Below are 18,715 nucleotides of genomic sequence, written 5' to 3' on the forward strand. Positions count from 1 at the left end.
CCGTCTGCGCTCACCGTGCTCACTTGACCTGGCTTTCCTTGTAGTAGCCGCTGTCCACCAGCACCTGCTTCCAGTTCGAGGCGTCCACGCTCACCGGCTTCAGCAGGTACGAGGGCACGACCTTGATGCCGTTGTTGTAGGTCTTGGTGTCGTTCACTTCAGGCGTCTTGCCCGAGAGCATGGCGTCCGCCATCGCGACCGTCACCTTGGCCAGCTCGCGCGTGTCCTTGAACACGGTGGAGGTCTGTTCCTTGCGCAGGATCGACTTGACCGAAGGCACCTCGGCGTCCTGGCCCGAGACGATGGGCATCGCCTGCGTGCCCGAGCCGTAACCCACGCCCTTGAGCGACGACAGGATGCCGATCGAAAGGCCGTCGTACGGCGACAGCACCGCATCCACGCGGTCCTTCGTGTAGTAGGCCGACAGGAGGTTGTCCATGCGCGCCTGCGCCACGGCGCCGTCCCAGCGCAGCGTGCCGACCTTGTCCATGCCCATCTGCTTGCTGCGCACCACGAGCTTGCCGCTCTTGATGTAGGGCTCCAGCACCGACATCGCGCCGTTGTAGAAGAAGAAGGCGTTGTTGTCGTCCGGCGATCCGCCGAAGAGTTCGATGTTGAACGGGCCCTTGCCGCTCTTCAAGCCCAGGGCCGCCTCGATCGATTGCGCCTGAAGCACGCCGACCTGGAAGTTGTCGAAGGTGGCGTAGTAGTCGACGTTCTTCGAGCCCTTGATGAGCCGGTCGTACGCGATGACCTTCACGCCCTTGTCGGCTGCCTTCTGCAGCACGTCGGACAGCGTGGTGCCGTCGATGGCCGCGATGACCAGCACCTTGGAGCCCTTGGTCACCATGTTCTCGATCTGCGCGAGCTGGTTCGGGATGTCGTCGTCCGCGTACTGCAGGTCGGTCTTGTAGCCCTTTTCCTTGAAGTACTTGACCATGTTGGCGCCGTCGGCGATCCAGCGGGCCGACGACTTGGTGGGCATCGAGATGGCGATCAGGCCCTTGTCCTGCGCATTGGCCAGCGGCGTGAAGCCGACGACGGCAAAGGCGAGGCCCGCGAGCGAGGCCTTGAGGAAATTGCGTTTCATGGTGCGATGAACTCCGTCTTTCTTTGATGGGTGTTGTCTTGTTCAAGGAACACCGCGGAACCGGCTTTGCCGGGCCGCTGGTGTTGCCCCCGGCGAGGGGGTTGGCGAAGCGACACGAAGTGCGCGTAGCCTGGGGGAGTACTCAGTACTTGCGGTTCGGGAATTCCTTGGCGGCCACTTCCATCGGGAAGATGCCTTCCTCGGTCACGATGCGCTTGGGCAGCGCCTTGCCGGCCTTGATGTCCTTCACGGCGCTCATCAGTTGCGGGCCGAGCAGCGGGCTGCATTCCACCGACACGTTGAGCTTGCCGGCGATCATGGCTTCGAACGCGCCCTTCACCCCGTCGATGGAGATGATGGTGATGTCCTTCGCGGGCTTCATGCCGGCTTCCTCGATGGCCTGGATCGCGCCGATCGCCATGTCGTCGTTGTGCGCGAAGAGCACATTGATCTTCTTGCCGTCTGCCTTGAGGAAGGCTTCCATCACTTCCTTGCCCTTGGCGCGGGTGAAGTCGCCGGTCTGCGAGCGGATGATCTTGAACTTCGGATCGGCCTTGATGATTTCCTCGAAGCCCTTCTTGCGGTCGATGGCCGGCGCGGAGCCCACGGTGCCCTGCAGCTCGACGATGTTCACTTCGCCCTTCTGGTCCTTCATCTTCTCGACGAGCCAGCGGCCGGCCTTGCGGCCTTCCTCGACGAAGTCGGAACCCATGAAGGTCACGTAGAGCGTGTCGTCCTTGGTGTTCACCGAGCGGTCGGTCAGCACCACCGGGATCTTGGCGGCCTTGGCTTCGCGCAGCACGGTTTCCCAGCCCGATTCGACCACCGGCGAGAACGCGATCACGTCGACCTTCTGCGCGATGTACGAGCGGATCGCCTTGATCTGGTTCTCCTGCTTCTGCTGCGCATCCGAGAACTTGAGCTCGATGCCCGCCTCCTTGGCCGAGGACTTGATCGACTCGGTGTTGGCGGTGCGCCATTCGCTCTCGGCGCCCACCTGTGCGAAGCCCAGCACGAGCTTCTTCTGCGCGAGCGCGGACACGGGCAGCATGCTGCCCAGGGCTGCAGCGGCGAGTGCGGTGTTGAGGGTGCGGCGATTCATGGTCATGGGATGTCTCCTTCTGTGGATTTGCTTGTTGAGAACCGTTCGAGAACCGATTGTTGTGACGGCTCAGGCCAGCATGTAGCCGGTCTTCACCGTCGTGTAGAACTCCGCGGCGTGGCGCCCTTGTTCGCGCGGCCCGTAGCCCGACCCCTTGCGGCCGCCGAAGGGCACGTGGAAATCCACCCCCGCGGTCGGCAGATTCACCATCGTCATGCCGACCACGGCATGGCGCCTGAAATGCATCGCATGCTTGAGCGAGTTGGTGCAGATGCCCGCGCACAGGCCGAAGGGCGTGTCGTTGCACAGCGCCAGCGCCTGGTCGTAGTCGTCGGCGCGCAGCACGCAGGCCAGGGGGCCGAAGATTTCTTCCCGCGCGATGCGGTGCGAAGGCTTCGCGAGAAACAGCGCGGGGCTCATGTAATAGCCGGGCGTCGAACGCTCGAGCGCTTCGCCGCCCCACACATGCTCGGCACCTTCTTCGCGCGCGATGTCGACCCACGCGAGATTCATCGCAAGCCGCTCTTCGTCGGCCACCGGGCCGATGTCGATGCCGCGCTCCAGGGCGTGGCCGATCTTCAGTGTCTTGAGGCGCTGGCGCAGCTTCGCCACGAAGGCGTCGTGCACCGCCGCCTCGACGATGAGCCGGCTCGATGCCGTGCAGCGCTGGCCCGCGGAAAAGTAGGCGCCCTGCACTGCGCAGTCCACCGCGCGGTCGAGGTCGGCATCGGCCAGCACGACGAGCGCGTTCTTGCCGCCGGTCTCCAGCTGCACCTTCGCGCGCCGGGTGGCTGCGGCCTGCAGCACGCGCTCGCCGTTTGCGGCGGAGCCGGTGAAGCTCAGCGCATCGACCAGCGCGCTGTCGACCAGCGCCTGGCCCACTTCGCGGCCGCTGCCCATCACGAGGTTGAAGGCGCCCGCCGGCAAGCCCGCGCGGCTGATGATCTCGGCCAGCGCCCAGCCGCAGGCCGGCACCAGCTCGGCCGGCTTGAACACGACGCTGTTGCCATGGGCGAGCGCAGGCGCGATCTTCCAGGCGGGAATCACGAAAGGGGCGTTCCACGGCGTGATGAGCCCGGTCACGCCGACCGCTTCGCGCGTCACGTCGACCTGCACGCCGGCCCGCGTCGAGGCCATGTTCTCGCCACCGCCGCCGCGCAGCGCTTCGCCCGCGAAGAACTTGAAGACCTGCCCCGCGCGCGCCGTTTCGGCCACGGCCTCGGGCAGCGTCTTGCCCTGTTCGCGCGCCAACAGCAGGCCCAGTTCGTCCTTGCGTGCCAGGAGCTCGGCGCCGATGCGGTCGAGCACGTCGGCACGGCGCTGCGGGGTGCTGTGGCTCCAGTGCGGAAAGGCCTCGGTGGCCGCTCGGATGGCGGCTTCGGCCTGGCGGCGGTCGGCACGTGCGTACTCGGCGACCACCTCGCTGGTGTCCGAAGGATTGGCGCTCATACCCGTGGTCGCGCTGGTTTCCCAGCGGCCGTTGATGTACTGCCGCACGTTCTGATGGATCTCACCGTGGATCACGAGGGCGCCGATCTTTCTTGTCTCTTTGTTTGAACTGGCGTGAGTCTAGGAACAGAATTGATATCGATCCAATCGTTTTTTCGACAAAATGCATATCGATCGCCGGATTCTGGAAAACCCGATAAGCCCTTAGTTCCACGAAGTCATGACCAACTACAACCACTGGTTTATTCGCGCGCGGCTCAAGACGCGGCAGCTCCTGCTGCTGGTCGCGCTGGCCGAGGAAGGCAACATCCACCGCGCGGCGCAGGTGCTCAACATGACGCAGCCGGCCGCGTCGAAATTGCTGAAAGACCTGGAAGACGTGCTGGAGGTGCCTCTCTTCGACCGCCTGCCGCGCGGCATGCGGCCCACCTGGTACGGCGAAACCATGATCCGCCACGCCCGCGTCGCGCTCGCGAGCCTGAACCAGGCGCACGACGAACTCACCGCGCTCAAGGCCGGCCGCTTCGGGCAGGTGAGCGTGGGCGCGATCACCTCGCCGGGGCTGGCGCTGCTGCCGCCGGCCGTCGCGATGGTCAAGCGCGAGCAGCCTGACCTGCGCGTGTCACTCGAAATCGAAACCAGCCCGGTGCTGATCGAGCGGCTCGAGCAGGGCAAGCTCGACATGCTCGTGGCCCGGCTCTTCGCCGAGCACGACAAGTCGCAACTGCGCTACGAGGCATTGAGCGAGGAACCGGTGTGCGCGCTGGTGCGCCCGGGCCATCCGCTGCTCGGCGAGAGCGGGCTCACGCTGCGCGACGTGGTCGGCGCCGGCTGGATCGTGCCGCCCGCGGGCAGCGTGCTGCGCCACCGTTTCGAACTGATGTTCCAGGAGGAAGGGCTCGCGCCGCCGACCAACACCATCGAGAGCTCGGCGCTGCTCTTCATCACCCGCATGCTGCAGCAGAGCGACATGCTGGCGGTGCTGGCGACCGATGTGGCGCGCTATTACGCGGCGCACGGTATCGTGTCGCTGCTGCCGCTGGACATGCCCTGCCACATGGACCAGTTCGGCATCATCACGCGCACCGACCGGCTGCTGTCGCCCGCGGCGCGGGTGATGATGAAAGCGCTCAAGACCGCCAGCATGAGCGTGTACGGACGCAAGCTGGAGATGGACTGATCAGGTCCAACCGGCGTCCACCGTGAACTCCTGCGCCGTGCACATCTTCGCGTCGTCCGATGCCAGGAACAGCACCATGCGCGCGATGTCTTCGGGCATCAGTTTGTCGGGCAGGCACTGGTTGCGCTTGAGCGCTTTCTCGCCTTCGTCGTCGAGCCACAGCTTCACCTGCCGCTCGGTCATCACCCAGCCGGGCGACACCGTGTTGATGCGGATGCGGTCCTTGCCCAGATCGACCGCAAGCCCCCGCGTGAGCCCGTTCACCGACGACTTCGCAATCGCATAGCAGGGGTAGCCCGAGCCCTTGCTCTGCCAGCCGGTCGAACCGAGGTTGACCACCGAACCGAAGCCCAGCCGCTTCATGCCCGGCACCACCGACTGGATCGCGAACAGCGCAGGCCGCTCGTTGATCGCCATGCGGTTGTCGTAGTAGTCGGGCGTGACCGATTCGAGCGTGTGGCGGTCGTCGCTCGCCACGTTGTTGACCAGCACAGCGAAGTCGCCGAGCGCGGCGGCCGCATCGGCGATGGCGCCTTGCATCGCGCCGATGTCGCGCACGTCGCAGGCGCGCCACCAGGGCGCTGCATGGCCGGCCTCGACGATCTGTTGCGCGAGCGCGGCGCTGGCGCTCTCGGCGATGTCGATGAAGGCCACCCGCGCACCTTGCGCCGCAAAGGCGGCGACGATGGCCGCGCCGATGCCGCTGCCGCCGCCGGTGACGAACACAGTGCGGTCTTTCAGGCTCGGATGGATCGAGAGTTGGGGTGAATTCAAGAAGGGTCTCCAGTGAGATGGAAAACTGACATTGCAAAACGCATATCAATCTATTCCATATTGTTTGATTTCAATTATCAATATGCCTTGATACGATCCGCCGCGTCAAGGAGACATGACAAGGAAAACAATGACGAACTACACCGCACCCTCGATCGAGGGCTCCCCCGAATGCATCTGGGCCGCCGAGGCGAACCTGGGCGAAGGCACCCTCTGGTCGGAGCGCGAGCAGGCGCTCTACTGGATCGACATCCTCACGCCGCGCCTGTTCTGGTTCCGCCCATCCGACGGGGCGCGCCGGGCCTGGCAGTTCGATGAAGAGATCACCGCGATCTCGGAACGCGCGGAGGCGCCGGGGCTCATCCTCACGCTGCGTCGCGGCTTCGCGCTCTTCGACACGACACAGCTGCCGGGCGCCGGCGCCAAGCCGCGCTACCTGCACCAGCCCGAACCCGAGCGCATCAACAACCGCTTCAACGACGGCAAGTGCGACAGCCGCGGCCGCTTCTGGGGCGGCAGCATGGACTTCGACTGCAAGGCGCCCACCGGCGCGCTCTACCGCTACGACGCCGACGGCCGCTGCACGAAGCACGACGACGGCTTCGAGGTGACCAACGGCCCGACGTGGTCCGCCGACGGGCGCACCATGTACTTCAACAACACGGTGCTCAACAACCTCTACGCCTACGACTTCGACATGGAAGCCGGCACCGTGTCGAACCGCCGCGTGTGGCACCGCTTTCCCAAGCCGGACGGCCTGCCCGACGGCATGACCACCGACGCCGCCGGGCGCCTGTGGATCGCGCATTGGGACGGCGCGTGCGTCACCTGCCACGACCCGGTGACCGCCGCGGAACTCGGTCGCATCACACTGCCCGCAAGCAACGTCACCGACTGCGCCTTCGGCGGCGCCGACATGCAGACGCTCTACATCACGACCGCGCGCAACGGCCGCACCGAGGAACAGTTGAAGAGCGAGCCGCTGGCCGGCGGCCTGTTCGCCGTGCGCATCGGCAGCCCCGGCGTGCCGGCCGCCTTGTTCGCCGGCTGACGCAAGGCTTCAGCGGACGACGCTGAAGCGGTGTTCCGTCGTGCTGCGGAACACCTCGCCCGGCCGCAGCACGGTCGATGGAAAGCCCGGCTGGTTCGGCGAATCCGGGTAGTGCTGCGTCTCCAGGCAGAGGCCATCGCCCTGCCGCAGGCTCGCACCTTGCGAACCCATGAGGCTGCCGTCGAGGAAGTTGCCCGAATAGAACTGCACGCCAGGCTCGGTGGTGTGCACTTCCATCACGCGGCCGGAGGCTTCGTGCGCAAGGCGTGCGGCCAATGCGAGGCCATCATCGCCGCGGTCGCCATCGAGCACCCAGTTGTGGTCGTACCCGTGTGCACGCAGCAGTTGCTCGTGCCCTTCGCGGATGCGTTCGCCGATGCGCGTGGGCGTCCGGAAATCGAAAGGCGTCGCGCCCACCTCCGCCAACCCGAGCGGGATCAGCGTCGCATCCACGGGGCAGTAGCGGCTCGCGGGCAGCGTCAGCACGTGGTCCATCACCGCGCCGCTGCCGGCGAGGTTGAAGTAGTCGTGGTGGCTCAGGTTCAGCACTGTCGGCTTGTCGGTCTCGGCGCGGTAGTCGATGCGCCAGGTGTTCTCGGTCGCCGAGAGCGTGTAGCGCACGGTGAGCTGCACTTCGCCCGGATAGCCCTCTTCGCCATCGGCGCTCGTGTAGCGCAACTCGATGGCGATGTCGCCGCGCGCGTCCTCCGCGGACACCGGCGCGATGTCCCAGAGGCGCGTGCCGAAACCCTTCGCGCCGCCGTGCAGGGAATTCACACCGTCGTTCAGGCCCACCTGGTGCGCAGCGCCATCGAGCGAGAAGCGCCCGGCCGCGATGCGGTTCGCATAGCGGCCGACGATGGTGCCGAAGTGCGGATGCGGCTTCATGTAGTCGTCAAGCGACGGCAGGCCCAGCACGATGTTCGCGGCCTGTCCGTGCCGGTCGGGCACGCGCAGCGCGGTGACGATGCCGCCGTGGTTGATGGCACTCAAGCTGAGGCCGTGGCCGTTGTCGAGGGTGTATTCGGTCACGGCGCGCCCATCGGGCATGCGGCCGTATTCACGTGAGGTGATGCTGCTGCTCATTCAGATCCAGGTATGGGTGGAAACAACGCCTCGCGCGCGCACAGCGATGCGGTCTGCAGGCCGATGCGGTCGGTGAGGTCGTGGTAAGTGGGTGGTTCCGCCGCATGCGTCTTCAGCTCGATGCGGTGGCCGGCCTTCGCCACCGCATCGCCGAAGTGCTGCTGCAGGACGAAGGGCGTGTTCTTGTCGTCGCGGTTGCCGATCAGCACGATGCGCCGCGACGGGTCGCGCGCGATGCCGCTCACATGGTCGAGCGGATCGTAGAACTGCGTGCTGCCGGTGGTGTCGGTGCGGCCGCCCTTCGACATGCCCAGCATGCGCGCGCGTTCGAGCAGCCCGTAGGCGCCCGAGGTCAGCACCGCGCAGGCCACGCGCGTGCGGCCCATGGTGAGCAGCGCGGCGCCGGCAGTCGCACCGCCGCTGTGGCCCAGGATCACGATACGCTGCAACTGGTGGCGCTGCATGAGCGCATCGAGCGCCGCATCGAGCGCGTGGAACTCCACGGGCTCGCGCCGTCTGCGGTGATCGCCCGAAGAGCCGTAGGTGCCGGGCCGCGCCACGAAGATCCACGGCACGCCCGCGCGGTCGCGGCTGCGCTGCGCATCGAGCGTGCGCAGCGCCTCGGTGTTGCCGGAAATGCGCGTGGGCGGCTGGTCCATCACGCTGTCGCGGTCGCCGGAAAACTGCACGATGGCCACGCGCGCGCCATCGATCTCGTCGCTCGCGAAGTAGCGGATGCAGGCCGGCCCCTCGACCGGCTGCACCCAGAGGTAGCCGCGGCGGTCGGGGCAGTTCGCGCGCACGGCCGGCTGGTTCCAATGCAGAAATTCGTCTTCGGCGGCCGTCGTCGCGCGTGCAGTCGGTGTGCCCGGCGCGCGCAGGTCGGCGCCCGCGCGCTGCGCACAGGCGGCCTGCATCAACGCGAGCAGCACGAACGCGAGGCGCCGATGTCGCCAGAGGGCAGGCATGAAATGCAGCGTGGTCACAGCTTCTTCAACAGCGAGGGAATGGTGCCGAAGTCCGAGCGGTCGCGGTCGCCCTTCACCAGCAGCAGGTCGCCGTCGCGCAGGTACTCGCCGAGGTACAGGGTCAGTTCGGCCGCGTTGTCGAAATGCGGGCCGAGCAGGCTGGTGGGCACCTCTTCGCGCAGCCAGCGCATCTCGTCGCCGTGCGTCACCAGGTGCGCGATGCCCGAGGCCAGCAGCGGCTCGGCCAGCCCGCGGTGCATCGCCTCGGCCTGCTCGCCCAGGTTGACGATGCGCCCGAGCACGCCGACCTTGCGCGCGACCGGCGCGTTGCCGGACGGTGCGCGGTAGCTGCGCACGAAGCTCATCGCGTTGCGCATCGACATGACCTCGGCGTTCCAGCTGTCGTCGACCAGCGTGACCAGCGCGCCATTGCGGGTGCGCAGCGGCTCCACCTGCATCACCGACGCGGGCAGCCGCACATTGGGCATGCGCGCGCTGGCCTCCTCGGCATCGAAGCCCATCGCCACGATCGCGGCGAAGGCCAGCGCCGAGTTGCGCACCAGCCCGATGCTCGCGACCGGGAACAGGTATTCGTGGATGCGCCCCTTGAACGAGAGCCGCACGCGGCAGCCCGAGGATTCGGGGCGCGCATCGAGCAGGCGGATGTTGTCGCCCGGCCCGGTGCCCACGGTCCACACCTTCGCGGCCGTGCGCATCGCGGCCTTCACGACCTTCGCGAGGTGGGGAATGTGCCCGCTCACGACGGCGATGCCGCCGGGCTCCAGCCCGAGGAAGGCACGCGACTTGTACTCGGCCGTCTTCTCCAGCGTGTTGGTCTTGGCGGTCTGCGAGAGCCCGACCTCGGTGAGGATCGCCACATGCGGGCGCGCCTCCAGCGAGATCGGTCCGCGGTCCATCCACAGCGCGCTCTGCGCCATCTCGAGGATGCACACGTCCACGTCGGGCCCCAGGCTCGCCATGGCGCCGGGCACGCCGACGCGCGAGTTGTTGTTCTCCACCGTGGTGAGCACGCGCGCGCCCGGCGGCAGCAGGTCGCGCACCATCGCGATGGTGGACGACTTGCCCACCGTGCCGGTGACGCCCACCACCAGCCCCTTGTAGCGCGCCCGCGCGGCCGCGCCGAGCGAGAGCAGCGCGCGGATCGGGTCGGGCACCTGCAGCAGCGGAAAGTCCGGCGGCAATCCTTCGACCGCGTGCTGCACGATCGCGCCCGCGCACTGGGTGTGCAGGCGCGGCAGGTCGTCGTGCTGGTCCCAGTCTTCCGGCGCGTGGCTGAAGTTCTCGTGCGCGGCCAGCGTGCGGTAGTCCGACGCGACGAACAGCGCCGGACCCGGCCGCACCTTCAGGTGCATCGGAAGGCGCACCACCGACTGCACCGACCAGCCCGCGGGCGGCGGCACCAGCCACTGCCCGCCGGTGATCTGCGCGAGCTGCTCGGCCGTCCACACCGGCCCCGGGTCGCGGCTCGCGCCCGGCAGGTTGACCGACAGCACCGGCGCGCGGGTCTCGGGCAGCGGCGCCGGCACGCCGGGCATGCGCAGGCCGCACCACACGGGGAGCCGCCGCGCCGCGGGCAGTTCGGGCGCGCCGCGCAGGCGCACTTCGAGCTGCAGCACGTCGCTTTCCATCTGGCGCGTGAGCGGCGGCCGCAGGCCGTAGCGGTCGCGGTAGATGCGCCCGGGCGTCCAGCGGCTGGTCGGCCACATCCAGTCGCAGGGGTCGTGGTCCATGCCGTCGCCCCACGCCGGCATGGTCTTGCTGCGCACCGGGAGCGCGCGGAACTGCAGCCGCAGGTCGGCCTCGACCGGCGCATCGACCGTCCAGAACGACTCCACCCACAAGAGCTGGCGGCCGAAGACCTGGTTGGGCGTGCAGCGCATGCCAACGAGGCGCAGCGGCCCGATCTTCAGCGGCGGCATGGCCGCGTCCGCGGGCACGGCATCGACGACCCAGCCGGGTCTTGCGGTGCGGAGAGGCGGCGATGCTGGGCGAGCCACCGCCGCATCGGCCGTCACTGGTTGCAGCGGTTGCTGCGGCAGCACCTCCCGCACGGGCGGCGCCAGGTGCAGCACGCAGCCGCCCTCCGGCGTCGGAAAGACCTGCGTGCCCAGCGCGCGGCATTGGGCGGCGAAGTGTTCGCTCGCAGCGCGCGCACGGTCGCCTTCGTACTGTTCGGAGAAACCGAAATCGACGCGGATGGGCGTGAACTGCACCCGCTCGACACCGTGCGCATGGAGCGTGAGCGAAAAGATGCCCGCGTTCCACGCATCGCCGCGCATCGCATCGAACAGCAGGTCGCCCGCGTCATGGATGATCGGCCGCCCGCGGTAGACCTCGATGCCCTGCAGCACATGCGCCGAGGTGCCGAGGATGGCGTCGGCACCCGCATCGATGATCGCGTGGCCCACGGCGATCTCGGCGCGCGAGGGCACGGTCTCCAGGTTGTCGCCCCAGTGCACCGCCACCAGCACCACGTCGGCGTGCGACCGCGCGCGTGCGATGCGCGGCGCGAGCGTCGCGGTCCATTCGGCCGGGTCGGTCAGCGGCAGGTAGGCGCCGCCCGGGTGCCAGGCCGTGGCCGCGAATTTCGGCTGCGTGGCATCGAGCGAGAACAGCGCCACCCGCACCTCGCCGGCGCGGGCCATCACCGGCTGCAGCGCGGCCTCGAGGTCGGGCCCGGTGCCCGCCGAGCCGATGCCCGCAGCGTCCAGCAGCGTCTTCTGTTCCAGCAGGGCCTGCGGGCCGTAGTCGCCGCTGTGGTTGTTGGCGGTGCTCACGAGGTCGATGCGCGCGGCCGTCAGCACGTCGATCATCTCGGGGCGTGCGCGGTAGTAGTAGGCGCCCGTCTCGTCCTTGTCGGCGCCCTGCTCGCCGGTGGTCGCGACCACGCATTCGAGGTTGACGATGCGCAGGTCCGCATCGCGCAGCGCGGCGATGTTGCCGAGCATCGCCTGCGGTCCGCCCAGCTCGGCCACCCGGTAGTGCTGGCGCCGGCCCAGGTTCACGTCGCCGCCCCAGGCCACTACACCGCTCGGGCCGCGCGGGTCCGATGCGGCGCCCGTCTCCGCGGCACCGGCTTCGGCCTGCTGCGCCTCGCGGTTGCGCAGCAACCGGTGGTACGCGACGTAGCCCGAGAGGTAGTGCTCCACATCGTCGATGCGCACCCGAAAGCTGTGGTGCTTGATGAAGAACGAGCCCGTGATGCGGTCCGGGTTGCGGAAGAACATCGCCAGCTCGGGCCAGAAATGGCCATTGGCGAGATACCGCGCGCGGTGCTCCAGCGCCTTGTCGAACTTCTCGCGGTCGAAGCCGTCGAGCAGCGGGCGCAGCGCCGGATCGGCGTCGATGCGCAGCACCATCTCGCGCGCCGCCATCATCAGTTCCAGCAGCGTCGGGAAGGTGGTGATGCGCTCCAGCACGAAGTCCAGGTACCCTGCCACGTTCTGCAGGCCGAACTGGTAGTAGCGCGTCTCGGGCCGGTAGCGCGTGAGCTCGTTGACGCAGTAGCTCAGCCAGTGGTCGTGCGCCTGCCAGTGCTTGGCGGCGATGAAATGGTCAAAAGCTTTTTCGACCACCGCGAGCCAGCGCTCGTCGCGCGTGAGCCCGTAGAGGCGCATCAGCCCGAAGGCGGCCTCGCCGTCGTAATAAATGACGCGGAACGCATCCTTGATGTCGAGCTTGGGAAAATTGAGCACGTGCACGAAGCGCCCGCTCTTCTGGTCCTGCATGGCGCGGATGCCGAGAGCCAACTGCTCCATCAGCGTCATGTACTGCCGGTCGCCGGTGAGCTCGGTGTACTTCACCAGCGCAAGCAGGCACACCGCGTTGCCGCCGAGCTTGACCTCGTTGCCCACGTCCACCAGCAGTGCCGCCTGCGCGCCGTCGGGCAGCGGCACCTGCCGGATCAGCTTCTGCGTGAGGATGCCCAGCGAGCGGTCGATGGCCGCCTTCTGCGTGGCGCTGCGCGTGAGCTCCCAGGCTTCGAGCATCGCGTAGGTGGTGCTGGCGTGGCGCAGGGTGTTGTAGGTGGGAATGGCGCGGTCGAAGCAGGGAAACCAGCCGTAGTGGAATTCGCCGGTGGGCTTGACCTGTTCGGCGAGGTAGTCGCTCGCCGAATCGATCAGGGCGCGCACCTGCCGCGCGTTCCAGTCGTCCAGCCGGCGAAAGCCCGCCGCCTGGCCTTCGGCGGTGATCGGCCAGGCGCCTGCGGCATCGACGTAGACCGCGCGGGTGGTGAAGCACCAGACGGGCGCGGTGTCGTCCGAGGGAAAGTCGATCTCGGTGCCGAAGCGGCGCTTGGCGTGCAGCCGCAGGTTCGCGAGGTTGGGCAATGCGTGCTCGACCTCGCCGCTGTAGAGCACTGCCGCGCCCTGCATCTCCTGGGCGAGCAATGCGTGCTTGAAGTGCGCGTCGAAGGCGATGCCGAGGTTGAAGTAGTTGCGCTTGGTTTGTGCCAGCTTCGCCTTCAACTCCCCCCAGCTCATGGCCGTGACCGTATCGACGATCTCCGCGCGCAGGCGCTCGAAAGGCCGATCGCCGCGCTTGGCCTGAACGGCCGCCGCATCGGCGCCCCGCGTCCATGCGGCCTCGATGTCCGGTCCGCGTCCGGACACCACACGAGCCCGGCTCTCGCCTTCGCCCATGGCGAAGAACACCACGCATCCGGCCTCCGCGGTGGCGGGCGATGCAGGGGGCAGTGCGCCCTCGGCATCGGCCAGGGCGAGCCTGGCACGGTTCAACAGATCGGCGAGAGAGTTCGGTTCGTGCGTCATTCCACCGCGAATGATGACAGGGCACGACGCAGCCTGCCATCCCGATAACCCGGGGCGTGGGCCGCTGCTCGGGGTGCCATTTATTCAGGTCGTGCTCAGGTAGCGGGTCTAGGGCCTGCGCACCCTGCGCGAGGGGTCGCGAAGCTCAGGCCCACGCCTCCATCACCGCCCCACGCACCGCATTGACCGACACGGCCCGCTTGCCATCGACCGGTGCGATCCAGCAGAGCCAGGTGTGCGACCGCCAGCCGTTCCAGATCGCAAGCTCGCCATTGCGCGCGCCCTGCTCCGCCTGGTCCAGCCGCATCAGCCCCGCGCCCATGCCGCTTGCGACCATGCTGCGGATCGCGCTCTCGCCGTCGGCGGTGCGGCCCTGCTGGTACTCGCGGCCCGCGCTCGCGAAGAGTTTTTCGAGATGCACACGCAGGATGCAGGAGGTCGGCGTGCCCACCCACGGCAGGTTCACGACTGCATCGAGCGAGAGATCGGGCTGCGCCGCCGCCACCGGCAACGGCAGCACCACCGCCAGGTCGACGACGCGGAGGCGCTGCAGCTCCAGCCCCTCGGACTGCTCGCTGTCGCTGAGCACATAGGCGCAGTCGAGCTCGCCGCGCCGCACGCCGGCCAGCGTCTCGAACGACAGCCCCTGCGTGAGCTGCAGCGTGACCTGCGGATGCCGCTCCGCCAGCTTCACCAGCACCTCGCCCAACTTGAGTGACACCGGATCGACCACCGTGCCGAAGCGCACCACGCCCTGCGCCGCGCCGCGCAACTGCTCGGCCGCCGAGCGCATGCGCATCGCCGAAGCCAGCGTGCGCTCGGCCTCGTCGAGCAGGCTGTGGCCGGCTTCGGTGGGCACCATGCCGCGCGGGGTGCGGTCGAAGAGCTTCACGCCCAGTTCGTCTTCGAGCGCCTTGAGCTGCGCGCTGACCGCCGGTGCGCTGGTGAACACGCGCTCGGCGGCGCGGGTCAGGCTGCCCTCCTTGGCGATGGCGACAAAGGTCTTGAGTTGGTAGAGCTCCATGGCCCGGATTGTGAGCACTTCGCCTCGAGCCGGCCATTCGCTTTTTTGGAGGCCCCGGTCCAAAGAAGCGAATGGAAATCGGGGCGCCGAACCCCGATTCTTGGAGCCATCGATTCATCGCCAAAGGCTCCCCGTGTCGCTCACCCTGTCCCCTCGCCAACGCCTGCTCGGCATCGCCGCGCTGCTGCTCGCCACCTCCAGCTGGGGTGGCATGTTCCTCGTCAGCAAGGGCGTGCTCCATCACGTCGAACCCGTGTGGTTCACGCTCACCCGCTACAGCATGTCCGCGTTGCTGTTCGTGGTGCTCATTCTTCCGCGCGGCATGGCGCCCTGGCGCAAGCTCAAGCTGCACGCGGGGCCGCTGGCGCTGCGCGGATTCGCGGGCTTCGGCGTCTTCAGCGTGATGCTGCTGGTCGGCCTCGCGCACTCGGTGCCCTCGCACGGCGCGGTCATCGTGGCGACCACGCCCATGACCACGCAGTTGCTGCGTTGGGCGCTCGACGGCGTGCGCCCCACGCGCTCGACGCTGCTGGCGTCAGCGCTGGCGCTGCTCGGCGTGGCCATCGTGTCGGGGCTCTTGTTCGGCAATGCGGCGGCGGGCGAATCGACGCTCTTCGGCGATGCCGTGGCCTTCGTCGGCACGCTCGGCTGGATCTGGTACACGCGCGGCGCGGCGCGCTTTCCGGAACTGGACGTGATCGAGTACAGCGCGCTCACCGTGCTGGCCGCATGGCCGCTGCTGCTGGCCGTCGCCGTCGGCGCGAGCGTGTTGGGGCTCTCGCACATGCCGAGCGCCGAGGGGCTGCGGCTGTCGTGGGAGGCGCTGCTCTATGTGGGCCTGGTGTCTTCGGCCATCGCGGTGCTGGCTTTCAACTACGGCGTGAGCAAGCTGGGCGCGGTCACGGGCACGGCCTTCTTCAACTTCGTGCCGGTGTCGGCGCTGCTGATGAGCATGGCGATGGGCAAGATTCCCACGGCCAACGAGGCCGTCGGCATGGCGATGGTGATCGGCGCGCTGCTCATCCATACCGCGGCCGGCCGCAAGGCTTCTGCGGCGCCGGCAGCAGAGGCCGTGCCGCCGCTCCAGAATCGCGGCACCTGCGCAGCCACTTCGTGACATGACATGAGCCAAGCCCAACTCTTCACACCCCTGCAACTCGGCCCGCTCCGCCTGGACAACCGCATCGTCATCGCGCCGATGTGCCAGTACTCCGCCACCGAGGGCACACCCGGCGACTGGCACCTGATCCACCTCGGCCACCTCGCGCTCTCGGGCGCGGGGCTGATGATCCTGGAGGCGACGGCGGTGGAGGCCGAAGGGCGCATCTCGCCCGGCGACCTCGGGCTTTATTCCGATGCCAATGAAGAGGGCCTCGCCCGCGTGCTCGCGGCGACACGGGCCCACTCTCCCATCAAGATCGCGATGCAGCTCGGGCACGCAGGACGTAAGGCATCGAGCCGCGCGCCATGGGAAGGCGGCAAGCAGATCGCACCGGGCGAGCCCGGCGGATGGAAGGCATACGCGCCCTCGGCCGTGCCGCATGCACCGACGGAAGATGCACCCATCGCACTCGATGCGGCGGGCCTCGCGCGCATCCGCAATGCGTTTGTCGATGCCACACGCCGCGCGGCGCGGCTGGGTCTCGATGGCCTGGAGATCCACGCGGCGCACGGCTACCTGCTGCACCAGTTCCTCTCGCCGCTGGCCAATCACCGCGACGACGCATACGGCGGCAGCCTGGAGAACCGCATGCGTTTTCCGCTCGAGGTGTTCGATGCGGTGCGCGAAGCCTTCCCCGCCGACAGGCCGGTATGGGTGCGCGTGTCGGCCGTCGACTGGGTGCCGGACGGGTGGGACCTCGAAGGCACCGTCGCGTTCGCCCAGGCGCTCGAAGCACGCGGCTGTGCGGCGATTCACGTGTCCAGCGGCGGCGTGTCGCCGAAGCAGGCCATCGCGCTCGGCGCGGGCTACCAGGTGCCGTTCGCCGAACGCGTGAAATCCGAGGTCGGCATGCCGGTCATCGCCGTGGGCCTCATCACCGAGCCGCGACAGGCCGAAGAGATCATCGCGAAGGGACAGGCCGATGCGGTGTCGCTCGCACGCGCGATCCTGTACGACCCGCGCTGGCCCTGGCATGCGGCCGCCGAGCTGGGCGCGCAGGTGAAGGCGCCGCACCAGTACTGGCGCTCGCAGCCGCGGGAGTTCAAGGACCTGTTCGAGAACGCGGCGTTCGGGGCGCGCTAGCAGACGAAGACCGGGTCCGGCTGCCCGGCTCTGCCTTACCATCCCGCCCGGCGTCATGGGCCCGCCGGGCCATCGCCTTCGTCCGCGAATGAAACAGTCTCCCGTTGCCCCCAACGCCACGCCCATGGAAGCCCTGGGCATGGTCTCGCTTTGCTTCGGGTGGTTCATCCTCGGATCGCTGTGGTCGGTGAGCGCAGGGTTCCGCAGTGGCGCCATCACCGATGCCTCGTTGCTCGGAATCGTGGGGTTCGAACTGGTGATCGGGCCCATCGCCCTTCTGGTCCTGCGCAGCCGGGGCTATGCCGTGGCAGACCTTCTGCCGTCGCCATCGTGGATCGGCTGCGGTGTCGGTGCGCTGCTCTACATCGCTTGCGTACTGGCGATCTGGATCGTGCTCGCGCCCTTCGCGAGCAGCGCGCCCCAGCCGATCGACCAGCTCATGGCGACGGCCCGCCCTTCGCTCGCCGTGGTTTTCTTGCTGTCGGTGGTCAACGGTCTCTACGAGGAAGTATTTCTGCTGGGTTACCTCATGAAAGGCTTCCGCCATCGCGGTGCTTCGTTCGCACTGGGGCTGAGCCTTCTGGTCCGGGTTCTGTACCACCTCTACCAAGGCCCGCACGGCGCCTTGTCGATTGCCGTCGCAGGTTTGGTATTCGGCGTTTTCTATCTGCGCACGGGTTGGCTCTGGCCCGTCGTGTTTGCGCACATGCTGGCAGACACGCTGCCGTTTCTCTGACCCGTTCAGTCCGACGCAACCCGCACCCATCGCTGCGTCTTCCCGAACAGCGGGATGCCGACATACGCATGCAGCAGCAACTCGCCCGCCGCATTGCCAGCGGTGCTGACCGACATGTTGCAGCTGTAGAGCTTGCCGTTCTCGCGGTTGTAGATCTGGCCGGCCCATTCGGTGGGCGGCCGCGCGGGGTCGGCGGCATCGACGGGCGCGAAGTCCTTCAGCAGCGTCATGCCCAGAGCCGGGCGTTTGTCGGCGGCTTGCATGTCGCCGCCGCCGGGTGCCATCGAGCGGTTGCCCAACACCTTGGTGACGGTGCCGCACAGCGCGGCACCGCAGGGCGCGACTTCGACTTCGAGGTTGCCGTTCGCGGTGATCCAGCGGCCGCGCGGATCGGAGGAGGCGGATGGTGAAGAAGACTGCGCCTGCGCCGCGAAGGCCGTGGCGAACAACAGGGCAGCGCCGAATGCGCGGCCTTGACGATGGAGCAAGGGCTGGGTCATGGCGGACTTCATGTCGAGTGGATGAAGCGCCCATTCCATCGCGGCACACGCCGTGATGTGTGTCGAGACACACACTGAATCGTCCTGTTCCGTATCTGGCGCGGCGCCAGACACGGTGCGATACAAAAATCTGTGCCGCTCAGCCGGCCGCGGTGTCCCGCGAACCGCTCATGCGTGTCCCCCCAACGCGCGATAGAAGAAGGTGGTGCCGCACGGCTCCCCCTCCGGCAGCAGCGCGAAGCCGGGGATCACGCCCACGCGCTGCCAGCCCATGCGCGCATAGAGCCGCTCGGCCTCGGCGCTCGATGTGTCGAGCACCAGCAGCGTCTTGCGATGCGCGTGCGCCGCGTCCTCGGTGGCCTGCATCAGCAGCGCCCCGATGCCTCGGCGCCGCGCGCGGCGGTACACGAGCATCTTCGAGACCTCGGCGCGGTGCGGCTGGTTCTCGGGCTGGTCGAGCACGAGCTGCACCGTGCCCAGCAAGCCCTCGGCATCCTCGGCCACCAGCAGCACGCGTTCGCCGCGCGCCACGCCGTCGGCCACCTTGCGCCAGAACGCGAGGGCGCGCTCGCGCGTGATCGGCAGCATGAAGCTCACCGACGCGCCGCCTTCCACGCAGTCGATCAGCAGGTCTGCCAGTGCGTGCACCTCCGCATCGCTCACCGCCGCAAGGGCACGGATGCGGGGTGCTTCCTCGGTCGTCGTTGTCGTCATGTC

Annotated in this window: 15 protein-coding genes; 5 read left to right on the plus strand and 10 right to left on the minus strand. The window is 68.0% G+C overall.

Annotated elements, in window-relative coordinates; genetic code table 11:
- Nucleotides 1-19: 19 nt before the first annotated feature.
- The 3 genes from chvE to QFZ83_RS22985 all read right to left on the minus strand — a co-directional run bounded on the left by chvE (nt 20) and on the right by QFZ83_RS22985 (nt 3,716).
- The gene (chvE, locus tag QFZ83_RS22975; protein ID WP_013539577.1) at nt 20-1,090 is read right to left on the minus strand and encodes a multiple monosaccharide ABC transporter substrate-binding protein; all 1,071 of its coding nucleotides are present in this window, start codon (nt 1,088-1,090) and stop codon (nt 20-22) included.
- A gap of 142 nt (nt 1,091-1,232) precedes the next feature.
- A complete protein-coding gene (locus tag QFZ83_RS22980; protein WP_307510361.1) occupies nt 1,233-2,198 on the minus strand; it encodes an ABC transporter substrate-binding protein in 966 nt (321 codons plus the stop codon).
- A gap of 63 nt (nt 2,199-2,261) precedes the next feature.
- On the minus strand, nt 2,262-3,716 hold the full coding sequence (locus tag QFZ83_RS22985; RefSeq protein WP_306880257.1) for an aldehyde dehydrogenase family protein: 1,455 nt from the start codon (nt 3,714-3,716) through the stop codon (nt 2,262-2,264).
- Nucleotides 3,717-3,861: 145 nt separating this feature from the next.
- Here QFZ83_RS22985 and QFZ83_RS22990 point away from each other — a divergent pair, with 145 nt between their 5' ends.
- Complete coding sequence (locus QFZ83_RS22990; protein WP_013539574.1) at nt 3,862-4,821, plus strand: LysR family transcriptional regulator; 960 nt, start codon at nt 3,862-3,864, stop codon at nt 4,819-4,821.
- Here QFZ83_RS22990 and QFZ83_RS22995 read toward each other — a convergent pair whose 3' ends face one another.
- The gene (locus QFZ83_RS22995) at nt 4,822-5,595 is read right to left on the minus strand and encodes an SDR family NAD(P)-dependent oxidoreductase (RefSeq protein ID WP_013539573.1); all 774 of its coding nucleotides are present in this window, start codon (nt 5,593-5,595) and stop codon (nt 4,822-4,824) included. It abuts the gene before it with no gap.
- A 130-nt stretch (nt 5,596-5,725) separates the two neighbouring features.
- Here QFZ83_RS22995 and QFZ83_RS23000 point away from each other — a divergent pair, with 130 nt between their 5' ends.
- The gene (locus tag QFZ83_RS23000) at nt 5,726-6,646 is read left to right on the plus strand and encodes an SMP-30/gluconolactonase/LRE family protein (RefSeq protein WP_307510364.1); all 921 of its coding nucleotides are present in this window, start codon (nt 5,726-5,728) and stop codon (nt 6,644-6,646) included.
- Between the two features lie 9 nt (nt 6,647-6,655).
- Here the strand turns inward: QFZ83_RS23000 and QFZ83_RS23005 are convergent, their stop codons facing one another.
- The 4 genes from QFZ83_RS23005 to QFZ83_RS23020 form a co-directional block, all read right to left on the minus strand.
- The gene (locus QFZ83_RS23005; protein ID WP_307510368.1) at nt 6,656-7,732 is read right to left on the minus strand and encodes an aldose epimerase family protein; all 1,077 of its coding nucleotides are present in this window, start codon (nt 7,730-7,732) and stop codon (nt 6,656-6,658) included.
- Entirely contained in the window at nt 7,729-8,700 is a 972-nt protein-coding gene (locus tag QFZ83_RS23010) for a S9 family peptidase (protein ID WP_307510370.1), read from the minus strand. Before QFZ83_RS23010 ends, QFZ83_RS23005 begins: the two co-directional genes overlap by 4 nt.
- A gap of 14 nt (nt 8,701-8,714) precedes the next feature.
- Complete coding sequence (locus tag QFZ83_RS23015) at nt 8,715-13,493, minus strand: CapA family protein (RefSeq protein WP_307510373.1); 4,779 nt, start codon at nt 13,491-13,493, stop codon at nt 8,715-8,717.
- Between the two features lie 145 nt (nt 13,494-13,638).
- Nucleotides 13,639-14,517, minus strand: a complete 879-nt coding sequence (locus tag QFZ83_RS23020; RefSeq protein ID WP_307510376.1) for a LysR family transcriptional regulator — start codon at nt 14,515-14,517, stop codon at nt 13,639-13,641.
- A gap of 133 nt (nt 14,518-14,650) precedes the next feature.
- Here QFZ83_RS23020 and QFZ83_RS23025 point away from each other — a divergent pair, with 133 nt between their 5' ends.
- The 3 genes from QFZ83_RS23025 to QFZ83_RS23035 all read left to right on the plus strand — a co-directional run bounded on the left by QFZ83_RS23025 (nt 14,651) and on the right by QFZ83_RS23035 (nt 17,498).
- Nucleotides 14,651-15,634 (plus strand): DMT family transporter, encoded by a 984-nt coding sequence (locus QFZ83_RS23025; RefSeq protein ID WP_307510378.1) that lies wholly within the window; start codon nt 14,651-14,653, stop codon nt 15,632-15,634.
- A gap of 6 nt (nt 15,635-15,640) precedes the next feature.
- Complete coding sequence (locus QFZ83_RS23030) at nt 15,641-16,762, plus strand: NADH:flavin oxidoreductase/NADH oxidase (protein ID WP_307510380.1); 1,122 nt, start codon at nt 15,641-15,643, stop codon at nt 16,760-16,762.
- A 124-nt stretch (nt 16,763-16,886) separates the two neighbouring features.
- Nucleotides 16,887-17,498: a CPBP family intramembrane glutamic endopeptidase gene (locus tag QFZ83_RS23035; RefSeq protein WP_307510382.1), complete on the plus strand. Its 612-nt coding sequence runs from the start codon at nt 16,887-16,889 to the stop codon at nt 17,496-17,498.
- Between the two features lie 5 nt (nt 17,499-17,503).
- Here QFZ83_RS23035 and QFZ83_RS23040 read toward each other — a convergent pair whose 3' ends face one another.
- Nucleotides 17,504-17,998 (minus strand): DUF2147 domain-containing protein, encoded by a 495-nt coding sequence (locus QFZ83_RS23040; RefSeq protein ID WP_307510385.1) that lies wholly within the window; start codon nt 17,996-17,998, stop codon nt 17,504-17,506.
- Between the two features lie 168 nt (nt 17,999-18,166).
- On the minus strand, nt 18,167-18,712 hold the full coding sequence (locus tag QFZ83_RS23045; RefSeq protein WP_307510387.1) for a GNAT family N-acetyltransferase: 546 nt from the start codon (nt 18,710-18,712) through the stop codon (nt 18,167-18,169).
- Nucleotides 18,713-18,715: the final 3 nt, after the last annotated feature.

It is taken from the genome of Variovorax sp. W1I1 (genome assembly GCF_030815625.1).
Classification (GTDB): Bacteria; Pseudomonadota; Gammaproteobacteria; order Burkholderiales; family Burkholderiaceae_C; genus Variovorax; species Variovorax paradoxus_C.